Origin of the sequence: Legionella cherrii (assembly GCF_900635815.1) — a bacterium.
GTDB classification, from domain to species: Bacteria; Pseudomonadota; Gammaproteobacteria; order Legionellales; family Legionellaceae; genus Legionella; species Legionella cherrii.
Genome location: NZ_LR134173.1, coordinates 1630556 through 1648780, shown reverse-complemented (window position 1 = coordinate 1648780; position 18225 = coordinate 1630556). Strand labels below are relative to the sequence as shown.

Here is an 18225-nt window from a genome sequence, read left to right as displayed (position 1 = left end):
TCCTGTGATGAATTTTTTAATTAAGCCTTGCTAAGGATTCTGATTCTTCTATAGCCTATAATTGTAATTATTATCCAAAGAGTGCGCGAATCATGTTTCTTTATTTGAGCTTCAACCACTCGATCTTGCGATAGTGAAATCACTATGAAACCCGATGCACGACTTGTTATAGATGCTTTGAAAGCGATTATCGACGAGACGGAAGATTTTAATTGTTATTTAGATAAAATAGAGTTTTTAAAAGACGAAAATCGCTTGTTGATTTTGACTCAAATTGTCACTGGAGATAGTAAGACAAGCAGAACGAACAAATATGCACTACGCGATAATTTTTTTAAAAAATATTTAGGGGTTACACCTATCAACTTGGAAGGGGAATATGCCTTCTTAGTCTCAGTCGATGAATTAAGCCAGTGTAAGATTATTATCGATAAAATCAATCGATTACAAAATCCCGCCGTTCGCAACACCAAATCAATCCCCAATGATGAGTTCAACAGAACACCTCATCGCAACTTGAAGACGTTATTACAAACTTTAAATCCCTCCGAAGAGTTGCTCTCAAAGCTGGGGCAGCCAATGCATTATATTCGTTTCAATAGTTCACACGAGGTGGTCCCCAAAGGACGGCACTTTATCACCAAAAGCATTGATAAAAGTATTAAAGACACGACAAATAGGGTACTGGCTGAATTAGATGCCCTAGATCGACTGGATAATACACTGTTCATTAACTTTACGGGTCATGAAGCCCCTGTTGCAAGTGCATTGTATAGTAATGGAATTGATTGCATTTGGCAGCTTTCCATCGTGTGTGATGAAACGTCGCAAACACGGATTATGGATCAATTACAAGATTCTTTACCGCGCGATGAATTGCTCTCACGCGCATCTGCATTACATGAGTCATCATTAGGATTAATACTGGAACCCAATCATGGGTTCACTGAAATTGATGTTGAAAAATTACCTTCATGGAATCAATTAAGCGCTTTTGGAGTGAGACAGGTGATTCTATTAACGGAGAAAAACTATAATCAAGGGAATTGTGTTTATCCGCTTGATGAACAATATTTCAAATGTGAATTATCATTTTATCACTGGCTCGAAGTAATCCCCCAAGATTTTATTTTGTTAGTTATTGGCGTAGGCAATTTTGATGAATACTCTGAAGAAACTTGTCAGTCTATTGAGACTGTTTTTAAAAAAGAAGAAACAACTTCTTCATCAACCTATAAATTAACTAATTTCCTGAAACTCTTTAAAAACATATCACTGTTTGGCATTGATCCTTCACCACTCACTTCAAATGGAAAAATAGATAAGAAGGACGAGGATATGGATCAAAGCACAATCAGCCTCGATTAGAACCATCTATTTCTGTAGTCTAGACACAGCACAGCGAACACCAAGCATACCAACTTGCATCCGCTGAGTGATGAGACTTATATTACTTAACAAAAACTGGTTTCGGTTTTTCAAAATTATAAATAACCCCAAAAGCAAATTGTGCAGAAACTGGATAAATGCGAGTATTTTTGGTAACCCCACCAAAAGGCTCAAAAACGTGACTGCTGAATTTCTCGTAATTGGTTTGACTATAATCCGCCATCAACATCCATTGCGTGGTAAGATTATAGCGAACTCCAACACCGTAACGAATGCCACTACGATTTGCTACTGAACTACGTACCGTGTTATCTGAGTTATGAAGTGCAACATGACCATTCGCATAACCAATTCGTCCATAAACTACAGCATCCTCTGTTAGCAAGAAACCTGGCAATGCGCTTACTCCCTCACTATAGTGAATGGTGAATGACGTTTTCTTGAAATCATGATTAATGTACTCTTTATTAACCAATCGATATTGAACTGAGCTTGGATTAAAATTGGCTTCAGCTGCCAAATAAAACCGATTGCGTATCCAGGAATAACCTCCAAAAAAAGTGCCGAAAATACCAGCGCCTGAAAAATTCTGTTCATCTATCACATTAAAGTTACCATGATTATCAAAAACATGAGATTTTTGCGTAAATTGGGCATATTCAGGTCCAATCCCAGCCCCCAGATAAAATCCAGCAAACGAAGGATTAGCTAGCACTAAAGAAACCACAGCTCCCCAATAAATCTTCCTTAACATTTTTATTTCCTAGAAAGTGGTTAATGAAATTCGCTTCTTAAACAATAAATCAGCAAGCCATTATATCAATTATAATTTTTCTCGATAGCGCAACTCGAAAAATAGTATCCTGCACCAGGCCAAAAAAAATATGAATCATTATGGATAATAAATTTGCACTGGATTCTTCTCTTTATTCACCACTGCAAAAGAAGTGAGTTGATGAGGATTGGCAGTGGTTTTATTCATTATGTGCCAAACAACGTAATTGCGAATCAGTTCTGCATCAGCAATAAGTGAGCGATGGCATCGCCATGGCACTGCTTCTGCACACATGATTACCACTTTATGCCCTTTTTTTATTATGTCATTTAATTCATCAAGTCCTGCAAGAAATTCATTTGTTTGCATGTAATCGGCATAGCCTCGAAAACTTGCATTTCGCCATCCGATATTGATGGAGTTTTTATTAACCTTTCGTAAACCACCTAAATTAGGTACGTGTATGTATGCAATTTTTTCTTTTTCGAGTGATTTTCTAAACTCTTCTCTATTAAACCAGGGAACGGTACGCGATCTAGGAATAGTTCGCACATCAACAAGGTGAGAAATTTGATGTGCGTGAACGATTTCAAGAAATTCTTGCAAAGAATGCGTTGAATGTCCGATCGTAAAAAGCTCAGGCATAATAATGCCTTTCCTTGGGTATAGTAGCCCTAAACTTCATGGGCAGACTGTTGTTCTAAACTCTTCACTTTTACCCATCTTGGAAAAAAAGGACCTAACTTTTTAATAAAATCATAGGCCATAAATAACGCACCAAGAGCAAATAATACATCTCCAGGTAATCGTAACCACTGCCATAACAACGTTGTATTATAAAACTCAAGGCTTCTTGAATGAGCAAACCCATGCTCGTATACATCCATTAACTGGGACCAACCCACAGGGAAGAAATTCAACACAATCCATAAAACCAAGCCTAAGTTATAAAGCCAAAATGCCCAAGTTCCCAAACGGTCACTCCAAGGAAAACGATCACCTGCGGCATAACGTAAGCAAAAATAAATTAAGCCCAGCCCCAGTAAACCAAATGCGCCAAATAATGCTGTGTGTGCATGGTTTAAAGTAAGAAATGTCCCATGCTCATAATAATTTACAAGTGGCGCATTGAGTGTTCCTCCGCCAAATACTCCTGCCCCCACAAAGTTCCAAAAAGAAGCCCCCAAAATATAAAGAAAAGCCAGATTATAAGTAAATGTGTATTGGCGTTTAATTAACTGATAATTCTCGATTGCATCAATAATAAGCAGAACTAAAGGTAATACCTCAATAAATGAAAACATGGATCCTAGTGGAACCCAGAGATCCGGCGTACCGGTCCAATACCAATGATGTCCTGTACCGATGATACCTCCTAAGAATACAAGAATTGTTTCAAAGTACATTGTTCGCTCTGCTAGAGAACGTGAAATTAACCCAGTTCCCATTAAAAGATACGCTGTGGCACATGCAGCAAAAAACTCAAAAGACTGCTCCACCCAAAGATGGACTACCCACCAACGCCAAAAATCAGTAATCGTGAACGATTTTTCAATCCCTGTTAACGGGATCATCCCAAAACAATACAATACCGCAATATTTATAGTACTTGCCCAAAAAAGATGCTCTAAGCGAATACGCCCAGTCCAAAACTCAACCGCAGCACTCTTTAAACCAATCCAGGTAGGCCACATGCCACGAAAAACAATAAAACTCCAAAGGAAAAGCCCGATACAAAATCCAATTTGCCATAAACGACCGAGCTGCAGATAAGATAACCCCTGATTGCCAATCCAAAACCAGGATTCATTTACATAGCCCATAATTCCTAAATAATTACCAAGAATTGCACCGCCTACAATAAACAAAGTGACCCAAAATAAGAGATCAACAAAAAAGCCTTGTCTTTTTGCTTCCTTTCCACTGATAAGAGGAGCCATAAAAACAGCAGAACTTACCCAAGAAAGAGCAATCCAAACAATTGGCGTTTGAATGTGTACATCCCGCAGAAAATTAAAGGGTAAAAATTCATTAATATTAATCCCATAAAATCCCGTACGCTCTGTATAGTAATGTGCCATAATTGCCCCCACAGCAATCTGGATCAAGAGAACGAGTGCTACGACCACAAAATATTGCCCTGCCTTACGTTGACTGGGGGTCAGTGCTTCAAACCCCAGAAATACAGGTGTTTTAAACGCATCATCCGGAGCACTCAAATATCGATGATAAATAAAAAGTACGGCACCAAAACCCAGAAATACAAAACAAAATGATACCCAGGTCCAGTAAAAAGTATGGGGCGTTGGATTATTGCCCATAGTAGGCTCATAGGGCCAATTATTGGTATATGAACTATTTTGTCCTGGCCGATGCGCAATCGTAGTGAGTGAAGAATAAATAAGAAAATCTGCCGTGTGTAGCGCACTTTGCTGATCCAAACTGTACGCCTTAGTCCAACCTCGCTCGGCATCATGATTTAGTAAAGTTTCTGCAATTTGATTCCGTAATTGTGCAATTGCATCAGCGACTGGCTGTGACAAAATACTGGTTTGCTGGCTCAAATCGGTACGTTGTAGATCCTGTTGCATTGTTTGCCGCACGACATATTGCTCCCCAACATCCAACTTCATAAAGGGTTTGCCGAAACGTTGTTGGGCGATTTTATCCTCTATAATTCTGCCTAGGCTTACTAAATATTTTGCGGTGTAATCTTCGCCAAAATAAGAGCCCATTCCATAAAGACTCCCATAATCCATAAGATCGGCGCGTTGAAAACCGGCCTTGCCCTCAATGATATCCTCTGCAGTCATGACGATTTGGCCAGAAGGAGATAGAAATTGCTGCGGTAAAGGAGGGGCAAGCTGATAAGTTTTATAAGTACCCCAAATCAATACTATAAAACAGATAATTGCGGTAATTAGAAGAATCCATTTTAACACGTTTGCTACTTTATCAGAGCCTAGATGCTCAGTAACAACATTTTGGGGTGTACTATCCATTCGGCACGTTCCTTGTGTGAACATTTTGGGTTTAAATTTTAAAATAAGCGCTTAATTTTATAGAAGAATTATCGCAAAAAATAGATCCTCGGTGTCAGTAAATTAAGAAGAAGCTCCCCTTACCTTTTGTTTCCGCCATCCCGGGCGCTCCCTACTGTCGCACGGTGTTACAATGAGGAGATCCTCGCTATGCTCGGGATGATGCAGGAAGAAAAGAAGGCGCCCCTCAGGGGTTGATGAAGAGCTTGATCATGGGGAATGCTCCCTCCCCCCTACCCCACTCCCACAAGAGGGGAATTTACTTTTATAATAATAACCACAAACCTCCTTCTCCAAATGTGGGAAAGGGATTACTCAGAAATTTTCTGGACTTTAGCTAGAGTTGCTTTTCATGCATGCGCTTTAATAACAAATGGAAATAAATCAAACCTGCGTAGGGATGCCATTTTGCGGTGATTTCTGCGATTTTCTTATAATCCGGTTTCTGATCAAGATGCAAAAATTGATATAAATTATTCTGTGCGCCAAGATCATCACCAGGGAAAATATCAATTCGTCCTAAACCACGTAATAAAACGTATTCCGCAGTCCAGCGACCTATGCCTTTAAAATCACATAAAAAATCGATGATCGCATCATTTGATTTGTTTTCCAGGGTTCCAAAAATAAACTCATCTTGCATGATTGCTGTTGCTAATCGTATAAGGGTCTCACTTTTAGAAGTGCTATAGCCTATTTTCTTTAATTCAGGAACCGAGCAGTTTGCCACTTCGTTGGGTCTTGGAAACGCATAAAATAGCTGCTCTTCTTCTTTAATCCTTAGGCTCAGAAATTCAGCCAATCGATTTTGAATTTGCAATCCGGCGTCCAAAGAGATTTGTTGACAAGAAATTGCATTAACAAGCGCCTCAAAAACAGAAGGAAATCGAGGTGGTTTGAGCCCTTTAAATTGCAGGACAAGAGGGTTTAATTGGGCATCGCGCTGTGCGATATGATAAAAATCATGCAACTCACGTTTCAACCCGAGTATGGTCTCTACTTCATTTACAATTTGATTTTGATAGACTTCTAAGCCCTCACCTTTAATCGATAATACCAGCTCGGATTCGTTGAAATTTTTATTTTGTTCAACCACTACTTTAACGGGCACGTTCTCCATAACCAATAGTCTTGTGTAACGTTGGCCATCCCAAAGATCGACATTATTTTTACATCTTCTCCGTAAAGCTAAAGCAGTATAATCCAACCGAAACGGGGCTACTGGATGTAAGGTAAAAAAAGTCTCCATCTCCAATTACCTTTTTGTTGAATCAACCTTGCTATATAGTGTAGGACAATTAAATCGTCTCTGATGAATCAGGATTTTAGTCCGAACTCGGGCTCCGGCCACAAATCCTTATAATAGAAACCATGATGTGAACACTTATTATTATGGCTGCAGTGATTGACTGGGACTAGGTCGTTCAAATCGCCATTTTCTCAACTAAGCTCGCGACTTTACTCTCATCATTAAATTTTTGTTTAAGAAACTGTAATGCCTCTTGAGGATTGTCGAAAGCGATTTTGAATGTACCATTTTTGTAAACCTTTGCTCACAATGGGCAGTTCGATTGTTCTAGGCGCGCTAGACGCCATCATGGTGCCAATCATTGCACTCACCTAGACGCTTCAAGTGTTTTGATGAGTCATTTCATACAAAGAATTTTTCCTGCGAGAGGAAGGAAAATTATCTTTCGGGGTGATATAGAAGAATCTAAAATGCTCAAGTTAGGGGTGCCATAGTCGTGAATTCTTCAAGATAACGAGGGTCGTGAATGGTTTACTTTTGAAAACACCATCCCAAAGTGTAGTATATTTATTTATCCAATACTCCCTTAATTTGAAGGATAGAAAACAAAAGGATTATTGCGGTGGGCGTATATTTCATTAATAAAGAATAATCAATGACTCAATAGACTATCCTTTAACACAAACGATAGGTACCAGTCGGGCAACTTTTTTAGTTAAACCAGACGCTTGTGCGGCATCAACAACGAGATCGACATTCTTATATGCCTCGGGCGCTTCTTCTGCTACACCACGATAAGAGCTGCTGCGAATTAAAATTCCTTGTTGCGCCAATTGCTCAATGATCTCACTCCCACGCCATTTTTTGCTTGCCTGATGCCGGCTCATTGCCCGCCCTGCCCCATGGCAAGCTGAACCAAATGATTTGTTTTCAGAATTTTCTGTACCGACTAAGACATAAGATGCCGTTCCCATGCTGCCACCAATAATTACAGGTTGTCCTACATGACGAAACGCCTTTGTTAATTCAGGATGGCCTGGTCCAAAAGCTCGCGTCGCCCCTTTGCGGTGAACAAATAAGCGCTTGGATTTTCCTTCGATCTGATGGGTTTCTTCCTTACAGGTGTTATGGGATACATCATAAATCAGTCTTATTTGCGTTCCTGGCATTTCATTCTGAAATACTTCACGCATAAAATGAGTAATTATTTCACGATTAGCCAGCGCACAATTAATTCCTGAACGCATAGCGCCTAAATAATGTTCCCCCATAGAGGAGCGAATGGGAGCACAAGCTAATTCACGGTCAACGAGTTGGATGCCATGCTGTTCTGCGTGTATGAACATAGAACGTAGAAAATCAGTTCCTATTTGATGACCAAGGCCACGTGAGCCACAATGGATACTTACAACCACATCCCCTCGGGATAAACCGAATGCTGCAGCAGTCTGTTCGCAATATATTTTGCGTACCTCCTGAATCTCCAAGTAGTGATTACCAGAGCCCAAGGTACCCATTTCATTTTTTTGACGTTTTTTTGCATGTTCTGAAACATACTCAGGCAAGGCACCTTCTACGCGACCATAATCTTCAATTCGTTCTAAATCCTCTTTTTCGCCATAGCCCTGCTTTACTGCCCAAACTGCACCGCCATGCAACATGTCATCCATTTGATTCATGGTGAGATTAATACGACTTTTACTGCCTACACCCGCTGGAATATGGGCAAATAGAGCATCTGCAAGTTGCTCTTTATAGGGTTCAAACTCTTCGCGCTTAAACCCGGTAGATAAGAGCCTGACCCCACAAGAAATATCAAAACCAACACCCCCTGCTGAGACAACACCCTCATTATCGGGATCAAATGCTGCAACTCCCCCAATGGGAAACCCATATCCCCAATGTGCATCAGGCATCGCATAGGAGCCGCGAACAATTCCGGGTAAAGTAGCTACATTCGTAACTTGTTCATAGACTTTCATATCCATATTGAGAATTAACTCTTCTGAGGCAAAAATAATCCCCGGTACACGCATCTTCCCATGTTGGGGAATTCGCCATTCAAAATCACTGATTTTTTCTAATAGGTTCAAGTCCATTGATTTTCCACCTTAACCGCCTTACACATCAACAACACATTGTGCCACCCAAATGTTATTGCTTGGGTACACTTTTAATTCAGTAAACGTAGCCCCTTTGACCTCTACTGCAGGTTGATGTCGGCTGATATCTACGTGTTCACCTGCAATTATAGCATTTAACTTCAGCCCCTTAATGGCGACATCAAAGTCACGAAACAGCATGTTGTGGATTGCCATATTATAAATAATGGCATTTAACCAATCGACAAATAAAATCTCCTGATTGGGCGCCTCACAGGTTATATGTATTTTCTTGTGGGGATGGACTGATTGCGAGCGAGTGATGACATTCGTCAAGGCAAGCGCCCCCATTGCAAATGCCTCCGACACCGTTGCTCCATAACCTCTGACTCCGATATCTGCTTCATGCGAAAAATGTTCCCACCTTTTTTTTGCATTCATGGAGCATAACCTGTATTCGATAAAAATTTAGAAAATACTTTATCTCACATAATTTTGATTTTGCAAAACCATCTGCTTACCGTTTTGCATAGACAGTAATTGAGAGAATCACCATGCCCATGCCTATTGCTTGTCCGAAAGTCAGTCGCTCACCCAACAGTACCCAGGCAATGAGCACCGTAGCTAATGGCATCACTGCTGTTGATAATGAAGCCATTACCCCATCCACTTTCTGACAACCAAAATTCCAAAAAACATAAAAAAGACCTGAGCTTAAGCCTAAAATAATCAAAATCATCCAATCTAAAAATTGGATGGTTAGCCCACCCCAGGAGTTAAAGCCCAAACAAATCAATAACAAAATGGCATTAATTGCATTGAGTAAAGAGGAAATTAGAAATACTGGAAGCGAATTCGCATGCATCTTACTTAAAATATAGTAAGTCGCTTCAGGTAAAAGAGAAATTAAAACAAGTGCATCTCCCTTAAAAGAATGGCTCACGTGCAAACCCACGAGCTTATCGCACGCAATCACGATTAATCCAAGGGTGGCAAACCCCACACAAATAGCCTTCGTACCGGAAATCTTTTCACCAAGAATGATCCAAGACATAAGGGCAATGATCGCAGGTAAAGCACTGGTAATAATACCCGCCACATTCGCATCAGTGTAATTTAATCCCCATAATATTAGGAAATTGAACAATACCCCCGCAGAAACTGCCTGAGCCCCAATAAAAAACCAATCGCGTCGTTTTAATTGCGAAAAATAATAACTCAACGGCTTATTTTTAGCAGGAGTAAACCAGTGTAAGGGTAATAAAATAATAGCGGCCAACGTAAAGCGCAGAGCCAAGATAAATAGAACCGGAATTGAAGAAAGCAAATACTTGGAAAAAACAATGTTCACACCTACCATAATTTGAGCCAAGATAAGGAAGAACATACCCTGTAAATAAACATTAGATTTTTGCATATAAATACTTCTCTGAATCGCAAGGCTTTATTGAAAAAATATATCACTCCCACGAGATGCAGTTTGGTAATTCCTAACCTTGCAAACTGTTTTTTAACAAAGCCGAATTGCAACGTGAAAACAATCTGCAGTTTATCAATTTTGCGATCAGTATGAGTTATCCATTTCACGCATTTTCTTTGCTGATAATGCTTTTGTTCTCCACTGAGAAGGCGACTCACCAAATACTTTACTGAATCGTCGACTAAATGCTGGTAAATTTTCATAACCCACAGCAAAGGCTATGGCTTCAATAGAAAGATGCTGTGCACAAAGCAATTGTTTGGCCTGATTTAATTTTTTAAATCGCCAATACTCCGCAATACTACAACCTAAAGATTGCTTGAACCGACGCTGTAATTGACTGACACTTAAATGACAATGCTGAGCCACTTTGCTTACATTTACAGCATCGGCAAAATAAAAATCAATCCAATTTTTTGCCTTAATCACCGTTCGGTCCAACTCTGGTGAGAACGATTTTGTAGCAAAATGCACGAGTAATTGATTAATTAAAGAATCAGTCAAAAAATCACCTTCATTCGCCGCTAAATAATCATGTGCGAAATGTATGAGTTTTTTAATGCTCGTCGTTAAATTAAAGGCATGAGAGCTCTGTTCCCTATAGAGATTATTTTGGTTTGCTACATCAACCACTAAAAAAAGATTCTCCTGACTTCCCGAAAAACAATGCCGTTCATTGGGGGCAATAAAAACACCAACCTGATGATTAACAATTCCAGAATAATGACCTGCTTCCAACTCCATAGAGCCAGCAAGAGGTAAAACCAATTGCGCAAAATCATGAGTGTGACTGCAGCTTTCAGTATGGTAGGAGCGAAGATCAACATGATGGGTAATCAATTGCACGACTCACTAAAAAACATTTTAAAATAGAGCTCATTATACCATAGGAATTTAAGGTCGGGTTTGGGCATTTTTTGTTTTTGACTGACATAGTCCCAATGAGTGGTTGGCATTCACGCAAAGAAAAGAATGACTAAATCAAAAAAATATCCTCTAAAATCTCTATTGGCAAACCCCTTTACACATGAATAAAATCATTACATAATGGCCAATTATTTATTCACTAAATGGTTTCAATCCAACCCTAATTATTCTTCTTAATCCTAGTTTGGAGTCCGCAATGCAAAGTAAACAAGAGCCAACAACAAATCAAGCGGCATTATCTTTAGATGCTCTTTTTGAAGAAAATACCAGGGAAACTGTAGATTTACCCCTAATCCAATCTACAGCGGCTTCTGCTATGAAAATACTGATGTTAGGTAATCAACCAGGCTATATTAATGAAATCAACCAATTAGCAGATGCCTGTGCGCAGATACTGGAACAAGGCTCTACTGTTGATTTGGTGGTACAAGCGATTCAATCCGGTATGAGTGCCTCACATCAACAAGCACTGGACAAAATAACCAGTGAAATCGGTTTAGGACAATTTCAATTGAATCATTCCAATCGCCTTACTCTCGCCGGTCAGAATCTGGAAAAACGCGTTCGCTGCATGAGACACTACAAAGAAACCCCTCTCGCAGAACTTATTGAGGCCGTTACTACAGATACCTTAGTTCAAGCAAGTGCACGATTTGGCGCCAACCTAGGTGATTTTGATTTTTTAAATTGTAAGCCAGGGTCTGCTAAACTATAAACTTTGTTATGTAGAAGCTTTGCTCGTGCTGACTTAGGTTGGGCCAAGGCCCAACATGCAGAATCATCTCTATAATTTAATTGTTAACACATCGGTAGGATGAGAGAACAATTGATTTTCCGCGATAATTTGTGCTCCTGAATTTTGATAAAATCGATTTAATGAAGGTTTTAATGTATCCAGCATGACAAACTCAGCTTCTTTGGATTTTGCTATTTCCTTTGCTTTTTCGATAATTTGCTTGCCAAAATTTAATCCACGGTAGGGTTTATCTACATAAACGTACATCAATTCACTTACAGTGGGTGCTTTGAACTTCTTTTCATTAAACTCAGGGGCCATTTCTTTGGGAAATAAAGCAAATAAAGCCACAGGCTGGCCATTAAATGTTCCCAGATAGACATGCTCCTTCAAGGAGCCAAGAAGTTGCTGACGGTATTCAACCCCTTTGTTACGAATATAGCCCCACTCGTTTTCTGCCCAAGCGGCAACCAATGGTAAATACTCCATACACTCAGATAATGGAGCAAAATCCAATTTATGTTTAAATAATGCAGTGCTAAAAAGTAACATGTTACATCCTCATTGCAAGTAAACTCATGCTGGTCATCGATTTGATCGAATCCAAACTGGTTAAGTATGGTACTCATTTTTTTAAAATTTGAAGTTATTTTATAGGACAACACGCTGATTGAAACGATAAATCACTTTCTATTAAGGTCCAAAATCTTATAAAATAAGGGTCAATCAAAAAGGGAGGCCATTTCATAATGTCCCTATGGAAAAAATTTAAAGCATTTTATAATGCCTCAGCTGAAAATCGAATAGGATTTTATAATTTCCTTGCTTTTCTCATTATTCCTATTCTAGGGATGACGATTTTGTATGTATTGGTGCGTATTTTTTGGATAAGAGCTTAGGTATGAAGGTGTCGCCGACACCCTCACCCAGCCTTTCTCCCTACCTTACAAGCAGTAGAGGGAACTATTCCATGCTCAAATAATGTCCCATGGTGATCATGATAAGACAATTTATAGAGCTATTTAGCTTGTTCCACTTTTATATCTCGAGTTCCAGTTTTAGATTCCGTTTTTTTAGGTAAATCAACCCAAAGCATTCCTTTTTTAAACGTCGCTTTCGCTTTAGTCAAATCAACGCTAGTGGGTAAAGAAATGGATCGTTCATATTTCCCAAAGCTGATTTCTCGGGAAATATATCGTTTACCTTCATTTTTTTTCGAACTGGACTTTTCACCACTAATTGTGAGTACATTATCCAATATGGAAACCTTAATGTCTTTTTCATCGATACCTGGCATTTCTAGCTGAACACAGAAATGATCTTTATCTTCAACAACATCCATTGAGGGAGCAAGAGCCAGTTTTTCAAATTGTCCCCAATTAAATTTAGTTGGTGAAAAGAAATCATTAAAGTCACTAAATAATCTATCCACCTCATTTTGCAGACTTAAAAATGGATTTTGTGAACGATTAATTTGAATGGAAGACCCCTTGCTTGTCGATCCTTTGCTGGGAGTTCCTTTCTTAAATTGCGTTACTTTGCTCATGATATACCTCCATATGATCTATGGCATCTAATCAAATTTTGGTACATAACCCAGTTTTGTCAAATGAAGGCTCATTTGGTTCATTTTTGAATTGGTCACCTCCAAAAAGCCAATAATCAATCAAATTGCGCAATTTAATACACCCCTGATGCTCTATATTATCCTCGCCCATCCCAACATCTACAAAGCCCCAGCGCATTCCGTCACACCGATACATTGCAATCCATGCACGCCCCCTGTCATCCTTGCGCTGGGACAAGGGTATGTGCGAGACTGACTCAGATATGACTTTGCCCAATCCAAACACGTTAACTTAACGGACAATCACCTTCTGCATCGCGTGTCTTTCCGGGTTTCGGTATTGCATCCAGAGTAATAAAAAGGCAATAACCGGCATGAAGATATCCGTCCAAAAGACGCTACCTGCGTTGCCAGGCTCAAAATTATGAGTAACTATCATTTGATAAAGATGCACGCCCGCAGCCCCCCATAAGAACAGGGCAGGAACTATAATCGTTGCGGCACGAAAAGCAATTGAACCTCTAAAGCTGATTATTCCATTCACAGCAATTCCTAAGCTGGCAAAGCCGACTTCCATTTGAAATGGACTTTGCGGCCAACCAATAAACTGGGCGGTAAAATCCCCCAGGAAGACATGCATTATAAAGTTAAATAAATACGCTAATCCGATATTAAACAGCAAAAACCAAGAAAAAATGATTTCAATAACCTTCGCTTTTTTCTTCGGTCTTGAGCAGAATAACCATTCTAGAAGAGAACATATCAAACCCAGTATCAAAAAAGTCAATGTGTCATTGCGCATTGCCAAAACAATCAAATTAACCATAACATCGCCCGTTGATAAGAGACTGTATTAAATAATAAATTACCCTGAAAAGGGTAGTAAATACAATTTATAGCGATATGCATCCATTGTTTAATGCGATTGAATACTTCATTTTTGAGCAAATTTTGTTTGCAGGGTGAATTCAGATGACTGTTATGTTTGTTAAATGTACTAAGATTGATTTACAACCACTTCATTTCTCCCTTTAACTTAATACTAAGGTTAACCAGAATAAACTATAGAGTGCATCTGAATTAACATGAGCTATCTTTCATATAAAAGAAAACAATAAAGTACAGATTATTTTTTTCGCATACAATAAAAACAAAAGAATTTCTGTATTGAAATACGGCTCAAAATGAGAAGTCTGATTGTTGTTCGAGTTAGACAGCGTATTGAGATCTAATTGATGGAAAATAATGATAAATAATTCTCAAACGTGCAAAATGTCAAAACCAATCCATGAAATAAATCAGCCTTTAACAGCAATTAAAGCCTATTTTGGTGGTCGCGAACTTAGATTACAAAAAAATGACTTAAGCCCCGAGCCAATGGCTAATGCGTTGCAAAACATTAAATACGCTGAGTCATTGCAAAACAAAATTTATTCCATGCCAGACCTTATAAAGCAAGATAACTTTACCGACATACGCAGTATGAACGTTCTGGTCACAGAAATTACCTCATTGTATTCCTATGAAATGGAATATTATAACATTGGATTAATCATGGATTTTCATAAAACCACTCCTTATTTCATGAAAATGGCTGAATTATTAGCCAATGGCATTTGTTTTCAAATAATTATACATCAGGACAGGTAATGGATAAGCCTTATACAAATACAACCGTTTTTATCGTCGATGATGATCCCGAGATTTGCAAATCATTTCGTTGGTTATTTGAATCAATAAACCTTCAAGTTCAAACTTATGAAACTGCGAAAGATTTCCTCGATAATTATAATAATCAAAGCGGATGCTTGATCATCGATGTACGTATGCCTGTAATGAGCGGTTTAGAATTACTAGAGCAATTGAATGAGTCAAAAAACCAATTGCCCATAATCATTATTACAGGTTATGGTGATATTACAATGGCCATACGCGCTATGAAAGCAGGAGCAGAAGATTTCATTCTTAAACCAGTTAATCATCAGAATTTATTGGATATAACACAAAGATGCCTTAAAAAAATTAAAAGTAATATGACGCTGTCTCAAACTGATTTTCGGGAGCGAATGAATAGCTTAACCAAACGTGAAAAACAGGTCATGCATTTGGTTGTTGAAGGCAACCTTAATAAACAGATTGCTTATGAACTTAATATATCGATATCCACAGTTGAAGTTCATCGCGCTAATGTCATGAGAAAAATGCAGGTAAAATCGTTAGCTGAGCTGATAAAAATTAATCTGATTTATGACCGGAGTATTCCCGCTACTGTCTTGAATGAACCCGCTTGATTTTGTGCCAGCTTGTGAATCACCTCAAGTCAGTAGCATTGTTTCAACAAAGTTAATCTCATGATGCCTGTGCTTGATTTATTTTTACTTTACCAAAGCAGTAGCATTAATTGAGCTGTTCGTTTAATCTACACCCACTCATTAGAAGTCGATTAACATAGGTTTTCAAATATGATACGTACATTACCAGGAACAATTATTTTGACTCTGCTGTGCTCAGGGATATTAAGCAAACCAGCATTTGCACACGCTCATCATGAAACAAGCTCAGTAGGCAGTCCAGGGAATGCGGCAAAAGCCACAAAAACGATTCAAGTGACTGCTTCGGATGACATGCGATTTAACTTTTCACAAAAACTTAACCTTCATGATGGTGACATGGTAACCTTTAAAGTAACCAATATTGGAAAAGTACCTCATGAATTCTCGATTGGTGATGAAAAGGAACAAAAAGCACATCAAGAAATGATGCGTGCAATGCCAGGCATGGTCCATGAAGACGGTAATACAATTACCATTAATCCTGGTGAAACGAAAACATTAACCTGGAAATTTAAATCGAATCCCAAACATGATGTTGTATTTGCCTGTAATATCCCGGGGCATTTTGAAGCCGGTATGTACCAAAAAGCAACGATTGCGAAGCCTTAATATATATCTCTAAGTCCCCAAAGATTTGGGGACTCGTATTGTATCTATTGAAATAAAATGCCGTAAAAACTGCACTCTTACCAAGTGTTGATGCAGACTTGCAGGAAGAAGAAGAAAATGAAATTTAAAATCATAGAAACCTTTTTAGTGCTGTGCTTTATAAATAGTTGCCAATTTATGTTTTAATTTTACGCGCCACTCCGGTTTTAATGGCTGCCTGTTTCACTGCTTGAGCCACCCTCTTTACCACCGTCGTATCAAACACACTAGGAACAATATAACTACAGCTTAAATACTGTTCCTCGATAGAGTTTGCTATAGCATATGCCGCAGCGAGCTTCATTTCCTCATTAATCTCTGTAGCCATACAATCCAACGCTCCCCTAAAAATACCAGGAAAGCAGAGTACATTATTTATTTGATTCGGATAATCACTTCGCCCTGTTGCGACAATGGCCGCGTATTTTTTTGCATCTTCAGGCATTATTTCGGGTATGGGATTAGCCATTGCAAAAACAATTGCATCTTGATTCATTTTTTTTATGTCTTTCGCATCAATCACACCAGGTTTTGAAACACCAATAAAAACATCTGCGCCCTTTATCGCATCATGTACGGTACCTTTCTCAAGATTAGGATTTGTATGTTCCGCATACCACCGATGGACCGGACTTAACCCTGGCTTCCCGGCATAGAGCACCCCTTCACAATCACAACCAATAATATTTTTTACTCCCAAGTTGAGTAACATTTTGGTACATGCCGTCCCTGCAGCTCCAATACCTACGACAACCACTTTAATCTGTTCCAATTGCTTCTTAACCAATTTGAGTGAATTAATCATTGCAGCAGCCAGCACTACTGCTGTGCCATGTTGATCATCATGAAATACCGGGATATTCAATTCTTTCTTGAGTCGCTCCTCCACTTCAAAACAACGAGGTGCAGAAATATCTTCTAAATTAATTCCACCAAATACTGGAGCAATATTCTTAATCGTAGCAACGATTTCATCCACATTTTGGGTATTCAAACAAATAGGAAACGCATCGACATTTGCAAATTCTTTAAATAATAAGGCCTTCCCTTCCATGACAGGAATGGCAGCATAGGGCCCTATATTTCCCAAACCTAATACCGCAGTCCCGTCAGAGACTACCGCGACAGTATTTTTTTTAATTGTTAGATTAAAGACATCTTCCGGCTTTTTATAAATCGCAGAGCAAATTCGCGCCACCCCCGGGGTATAGGCAATGGAGAGATCATCTCGTGTCTTTAATGGAATACGACTTTTAATTTCAATTTTTCCGCCTAGATGAGCCAGGAAAGTTCGATCAGATACGTGAATGACTTCTAAATTAGGGATAGTACGCAGTTGTTCGACAATTATTTCTGCGTGTTTGGTGCCACAGGTGTAAATGGTAATATCACGTATCTGGGCATCTGTTTCAACACGAACGATATCAATCGCACCAATTTGCCCGCCTTCTTTTTCGATAGCAGCTGCTAACTTGCCAAAAGTGCCAGGAGCATTTTTCATGCGAACTCGCATCGTAATGCTATTCGAGGCAGAACACTTTTGATTTCTCATAGCAGCTCCTTATCCCATATTTTAAAATTAACTCCTAAATTTTTTCTTTAAGAATTTAAGTATAGTCGTTGCCACCATCCTCATTGGTTGAATTGATAAACTCCATGTCCATTGGTTTTCCAGGAATTGTTCGATTTTCACTAGCCCATTCACCTAAATCAATGAGTTTACATCGATCGGAACAAAATGGCTTAAACGGGTTTTCTGGATACCAGGTATTTTGTTTCCCGCACTTAGGACAGATAATTTTTTGATGGTTATTCATAACAGTCTTCGTTAATTGATGTAGTACGGAGTATGCGATATACAACCCGTGATTTTCAACTCAGCTCTTACATTTATAAGTATAGACCTTGGCTCAATTTTTCATTGATATCAAAAACTCATGTTTTGCGGGTTAAAGTTCTTGCCTTAGATCGAAACATA

Annotated in this window: 18 protein-coding genes; 5 read left to right on the top strand and 13 right to left on the bottom strand. The window is 38.9% G+C overall.

Annotated features, from left to right (window positions below):
- Positions 1 to 144: 144 nt before the first annotated feature.
- Positions 145 to 1368 carry a hypothetical protein gene (locus EL022_RS07160; protein WP_028382352.1) on the top strand — a complete coding sequence of 408 codons (1224 nt, stop codon included), beginning with the start codon at positions 145 to 147 and terminating at the stop codon, positions 1366 to 1368.
- A gap of 82 nt (positions 1369 to 1450) precedes the next feature.
- On the opposite strand, the gene EL022_RS07155 is transcribed toward EL022_RS07160, so the two are convergent.
- From EL022_RS07155 to EL022_RS07120, 8 genes are all read right to left on the bottom strand, one after another.
- Positions 1451 to 2143 carry an outer membrane protein gene (locus EL022_RS07155; protein ID WP_028382353.1) on the bottom strand — a complete coding sequence of 231 codons (693 nt, stop codon included), beginning with the start codon at positions 2141 to 2143 and terminating at the stop codon, positions 1451 to 1453.
- A gap of 138 nt (positions 2144 to 2281) precedes the next feature.
- Positions 2282 to 2809 (bottom strand): DUF488 domain-containing protein, encoded by a 528-nt coding sequence (locus tag EL022_RS07150; protein ID WP_028382354.1) that lies wholly within the window; start codon positions 2807 to 2809, stop codon positions 2282 to 2284.
- 29 nt (positions 2810 to 2838) lie between these two features.
- The gene (locus EL022_RS07145) at positions 2839 to 5166 is read right to left on the bottom strand and encodes a nitric-oxide reductase large subunit (RefSeq protein ID WP_028382355.1); all 2328 of its coding nucleotides are present in this window, start codon (positions 5164 to 5166) and stop codon (positions 2839 to 2841) included.
- A gap of 376 nt (positions 5167 to 5542) precedes the next feature.
- A complete protein-coding gene (locus EL022_RS07140) occupies positions 5543 to 6454 on the bottom strand; it encodes a DNA-3-methyladenine glycosylase family protein (RefSeq protein ID WP_028382356.1) in 912 nt (303 codons plus the stop codon).
- Between the two features lie 668 nt (positions 6455 to 7122).
- Entirely contained in the window at positions 7123 to 8553 is a 1431-nt protein-coding gene (locus EL022_RS07135) for an RtcB family protein (protein WP_028382357.1), read from the bottom strand.
- A gap of 21 nt (positions 8554 to 8574) precedes the next feature.
- Complete coding sequence (locus tag EL022_RS07130; RefSeq protein ID WP_035901228.1) at positions 8575 to 8997, bottom strand: archease; 423 nt, start codon at positions 8995 to 8997, stop codon at positions 8575 to 8577.
- A gap of 76 nt (positions 8998 to 9073) precedes the next feature.
- On the bottom strand, positions 9074 to 9973 hold the full coding sequence (locus EL022_RS07125) for a DMT family transporter (RefSeq protein WP_028382359.1): 900 nt from the start codon (positions 9971 to 9973) through the stop codon (positions 9074 to 9076).
- 147 nt (positions 9974 to 10120) lie between these two features.
- Positions 10121 to 10876 carry an AraC family transcriptional regulator gene (locus tag EL022_RS07120; protein WP_028382360.1) on the bottom strand — a complete coding sequence of 252 codons (756 nt, stop codon included), beginning with the start codon at positions 10874 to 10876 and terminating at the stop codon, positions 10121 to 10123.
- A gap of 283 nt (positions 10877 to 11159) precedes the next feature.
- Here EL022_RS07120 and EL022_RS07115 point away from each other — a divergent pair, with 283 nt between their 5' ends.
- The gene (locus EL022_RS07115) at positions 11160 to 11678 is read left to right on the top strand and encodes a hypothetical protein (RefSeq protein WP_028382361.1); all 519 of its coding nucleotides are present in this window, start codon (positions 11160 to 11162) and stop codon (positions 11676 to 11678) included.
- Between the two features lie 69 nt (positions 11679 to 11747).
- Here EL022_RS07115 and EL022_RS07110 read toward each other — a convergent pair whose 3' ends face one another.
- The 3 genes from EL022_RS07110 to EL022_RS07100 all read right to left on the bottom strand — a co-directional run bounded on the left by EL022_RS07110 (position 11748) and on the right by EL022_RS07100 (position 14092).
- The gene (locus EL022_RS07110) at positions 11748 to 12251 is read right to left on the bottom strand and encodes a GNAT family N-acetyltransferase (protein ID WP_028382362.1); all 504 of its coding nucleotides are present in this window, start codon (positions 12249 to 12251) and stop codon (positions 11748 to 11750) included.
- A gap of 466 nt (positions 12252 to 12717) precedes the next feature.
- Entirely contained in the window at positions 12718 to 13245 is a 528-nt protein-coding gene (locus EL022_RS07105; RefSeq protein ID WP_028382363.1) for an Hsp20/alpha crystallin family protein, read from the bottom strand.
- Positions 13246 to 13558: 313 nt separating this feature from the next.
- Positions 13559 to 14092 carry a DUF6790 family protein gene (locus EL022_RS07100; RefSeq protein ID WP_028382365.1) on the bottom strand — a complete coding sequence of 178 codons (534 nt, stop codon included), beginning with the start codon at positions 14090 to 14092 and terminating at the stop codon, positions 13559 to 13561.
- A gap of 419 nt (positions 14093 to 14511) precedes the next feature.
- On the opposite strand from EL022_RS07100, the gene EL022_RS07095 reads away from it, so the two are divergent.
- The 3 genes from EL022_RS07095 (at position 14512) to EL022_RS07085 (ending at position 16208) form a co-directional block, all read left to right on the top strand.
- Positions 14512 to 14916 carry a sensor histidine kinase gene (locus tag EL022_RS07095; protein ID WP_035901231.1) on the top strand — a complete coding sequence of 135 codons (405 nt, stop codon included), beginning with the start codon at positions 14512 to 14514 and terminating at the stop codon, positions 14914 to 14916.
- A complete protein-coding gene (locus EL022_RS07090; protein WP_028382366.1) occupies positions 14916 to 15557 on the top strand; it encodes a response regulator transcription factor in 642 nt (213 codons plus the stop codon). The genes EL022_RS07095 and EL022_RS07090 overlap by 1 nt, the downstream gene beginning before the upstream one ends.
- Positions 15558 to 15728: 171 nt before the next feature.
- A complete protein-coding gene (locus EL022_RS07085) occupies positions 15729 to 16208 on the top strand; it encodes a cupredoxin domain-containing protein (RefSeq protein WP_028382367.1) in 480 nt (159 codons plus the stop codon).
- Positions 16209 to 16383: 175 nt separating this feature from the next.
- Here the strand turns inward: EL022_RS07085 and EL022_RS07080 are convergent, their stop codons facing one another.
- Together EL022_RS07080 and EL022_RS07075 are read right to left on the bottom strand one after the other, a co-directional pair.
- On the bottom strand, positions 16384 to 17799 hold the full coding sequence (locus EL022_RS07080; protein ID WP_028382368.1) for an NAD-dependent malic enzyme: 1416 nt from the start codon (positions 17797 to 17799) through the stop codon (positions 16384 to 16386).
- Positions 17800 to 17854: 55 nt separating this feature from the next.
- The gene (locus tag EL022_RS07075) at positions 17855 to 18064 is read right to left on the bottom strand and encodes a DNA gyrase inhibitor YacG (protein ID WP_028382369.1); all 210 of its coding nucleotides are present in this window, start codon (positions 18062 to 18064) and stop codon (positions 17855 to 17857) included.
- Between the last annotated feature and the right edge of the window lie 161 nt (positions 18065 to 18225).

Coding starts and splice junctions, on each gene's coding strand:
- EL022_RS07075 (WP_028382369.1), bottom strand. CDS start 18,064: ATGAATAACCATCAAAAAATTATCTGTCCTAAGTGCGGGAAACAAAAT.
- EL022_RS07130 (WP_035901228.1), bottom strand. CDS start 8,997: ATGAATGCAAAAAAAAGGTGGGAACATTTTTCGCATGAAGCAGATATC.
- EL022_RS07115 (WP_028382361.1), top strand. CDS start 11,160: ATGCAAAGTAAACAAGAGCCAACAACAAATCAAGCGGCATTATCTTTA.
- EL022_RS07105 (WP_028382363.1), bottom strand. CDS start 13,245: ATGAGCAAAGTAACGCAATTTAAGAAAGGAACTCCCAGCAAAGGATCG.
- EL022_RS07155 (WP_028382353.1), bottom strand. CDS start 2,143: ATGTTAAGGAAGATTTATTGGGGAGCTGTGGTTTCTTTAGTGCTAGCT.
- EL022_RS07085 (WP_028382367.1), top strand. CDS start 15,729: ATGATACGTACATTACCAGGAACAATTATTTTGACTCTGCTGTGCTCA.
- EL022_RS07080 (WP_028382368.1), bottom strand. CDS start 17,799: ATGAGAAATCAAAAGTGTTCTGCCTCGAATAGCATTACGATGCGAGTT.
- EL022_RS07090 (WP_028382366.1), top strand. CDS start 14,916: ATGGATAAGCCTTATACAAATACAACCGTTTTTATCGTCGATGATGAT.
- EL022_RS07145 (WP_028382355.1), bottom strand. CDS start 5,166: ATGGATAGTACACCCCAAAATGTTGTTACTGAGCATCTAGGCTCTGAT.
- EL022_RS07110 (WP_028382362.1), bottom strand. CDS start 12,251: ATGTTACTTTTTAGCACTGCATTATTTAAACATAAATTGGATTTTGCT.
- EL022_RS07100 (WP_028382365.1), bottom strand. CDS start 14,092: ATGGTTAATTTGATTGTTTTGGCAATGCGCAATGACACATTGACTTTT.
- EL022_RS07125 (WP_028382359.1), bottom strand. CDS start 9,973: ATGCAAAAATCTAATGTTTATTTACAGGGTATGTTCTTCCTTATCTTG.
- EL022_RS07140 (WP_028382356.1), bottom strand. CDS start 6,454: ATGGAGACTTTTTTTACCTTACATCCAGTAGCCCCGTTTCGGTTGGAT.
- EL022_RS07095 (WP_035901231.1), top strand. CDS start 14,512: ATGATAAATAATTCTCAAACGTGCAAAATGTCAAAACCAATCCATGAA.
- EL022_RS07160 (WP_028382352.1), top strand. CDS start 145: ATGAAACCCGATGCACGACTTGTTATAGATGCTTTGAAAGCGATTATC.
- EL022_RS07135 (WP_028382357.1), bottom strand. CDS start 8,553: ATGGACTTGAACCTATTAGAAAAAATCAGTGATTTTGAATGGCGAATT.
- EL022_RS07150 (WP_028382354.1), bottom strand. CDS start 2,809: ATGCCTGAGCTTTTTACGATCGGACATTCAACGCATTCTTTGCAAGAA.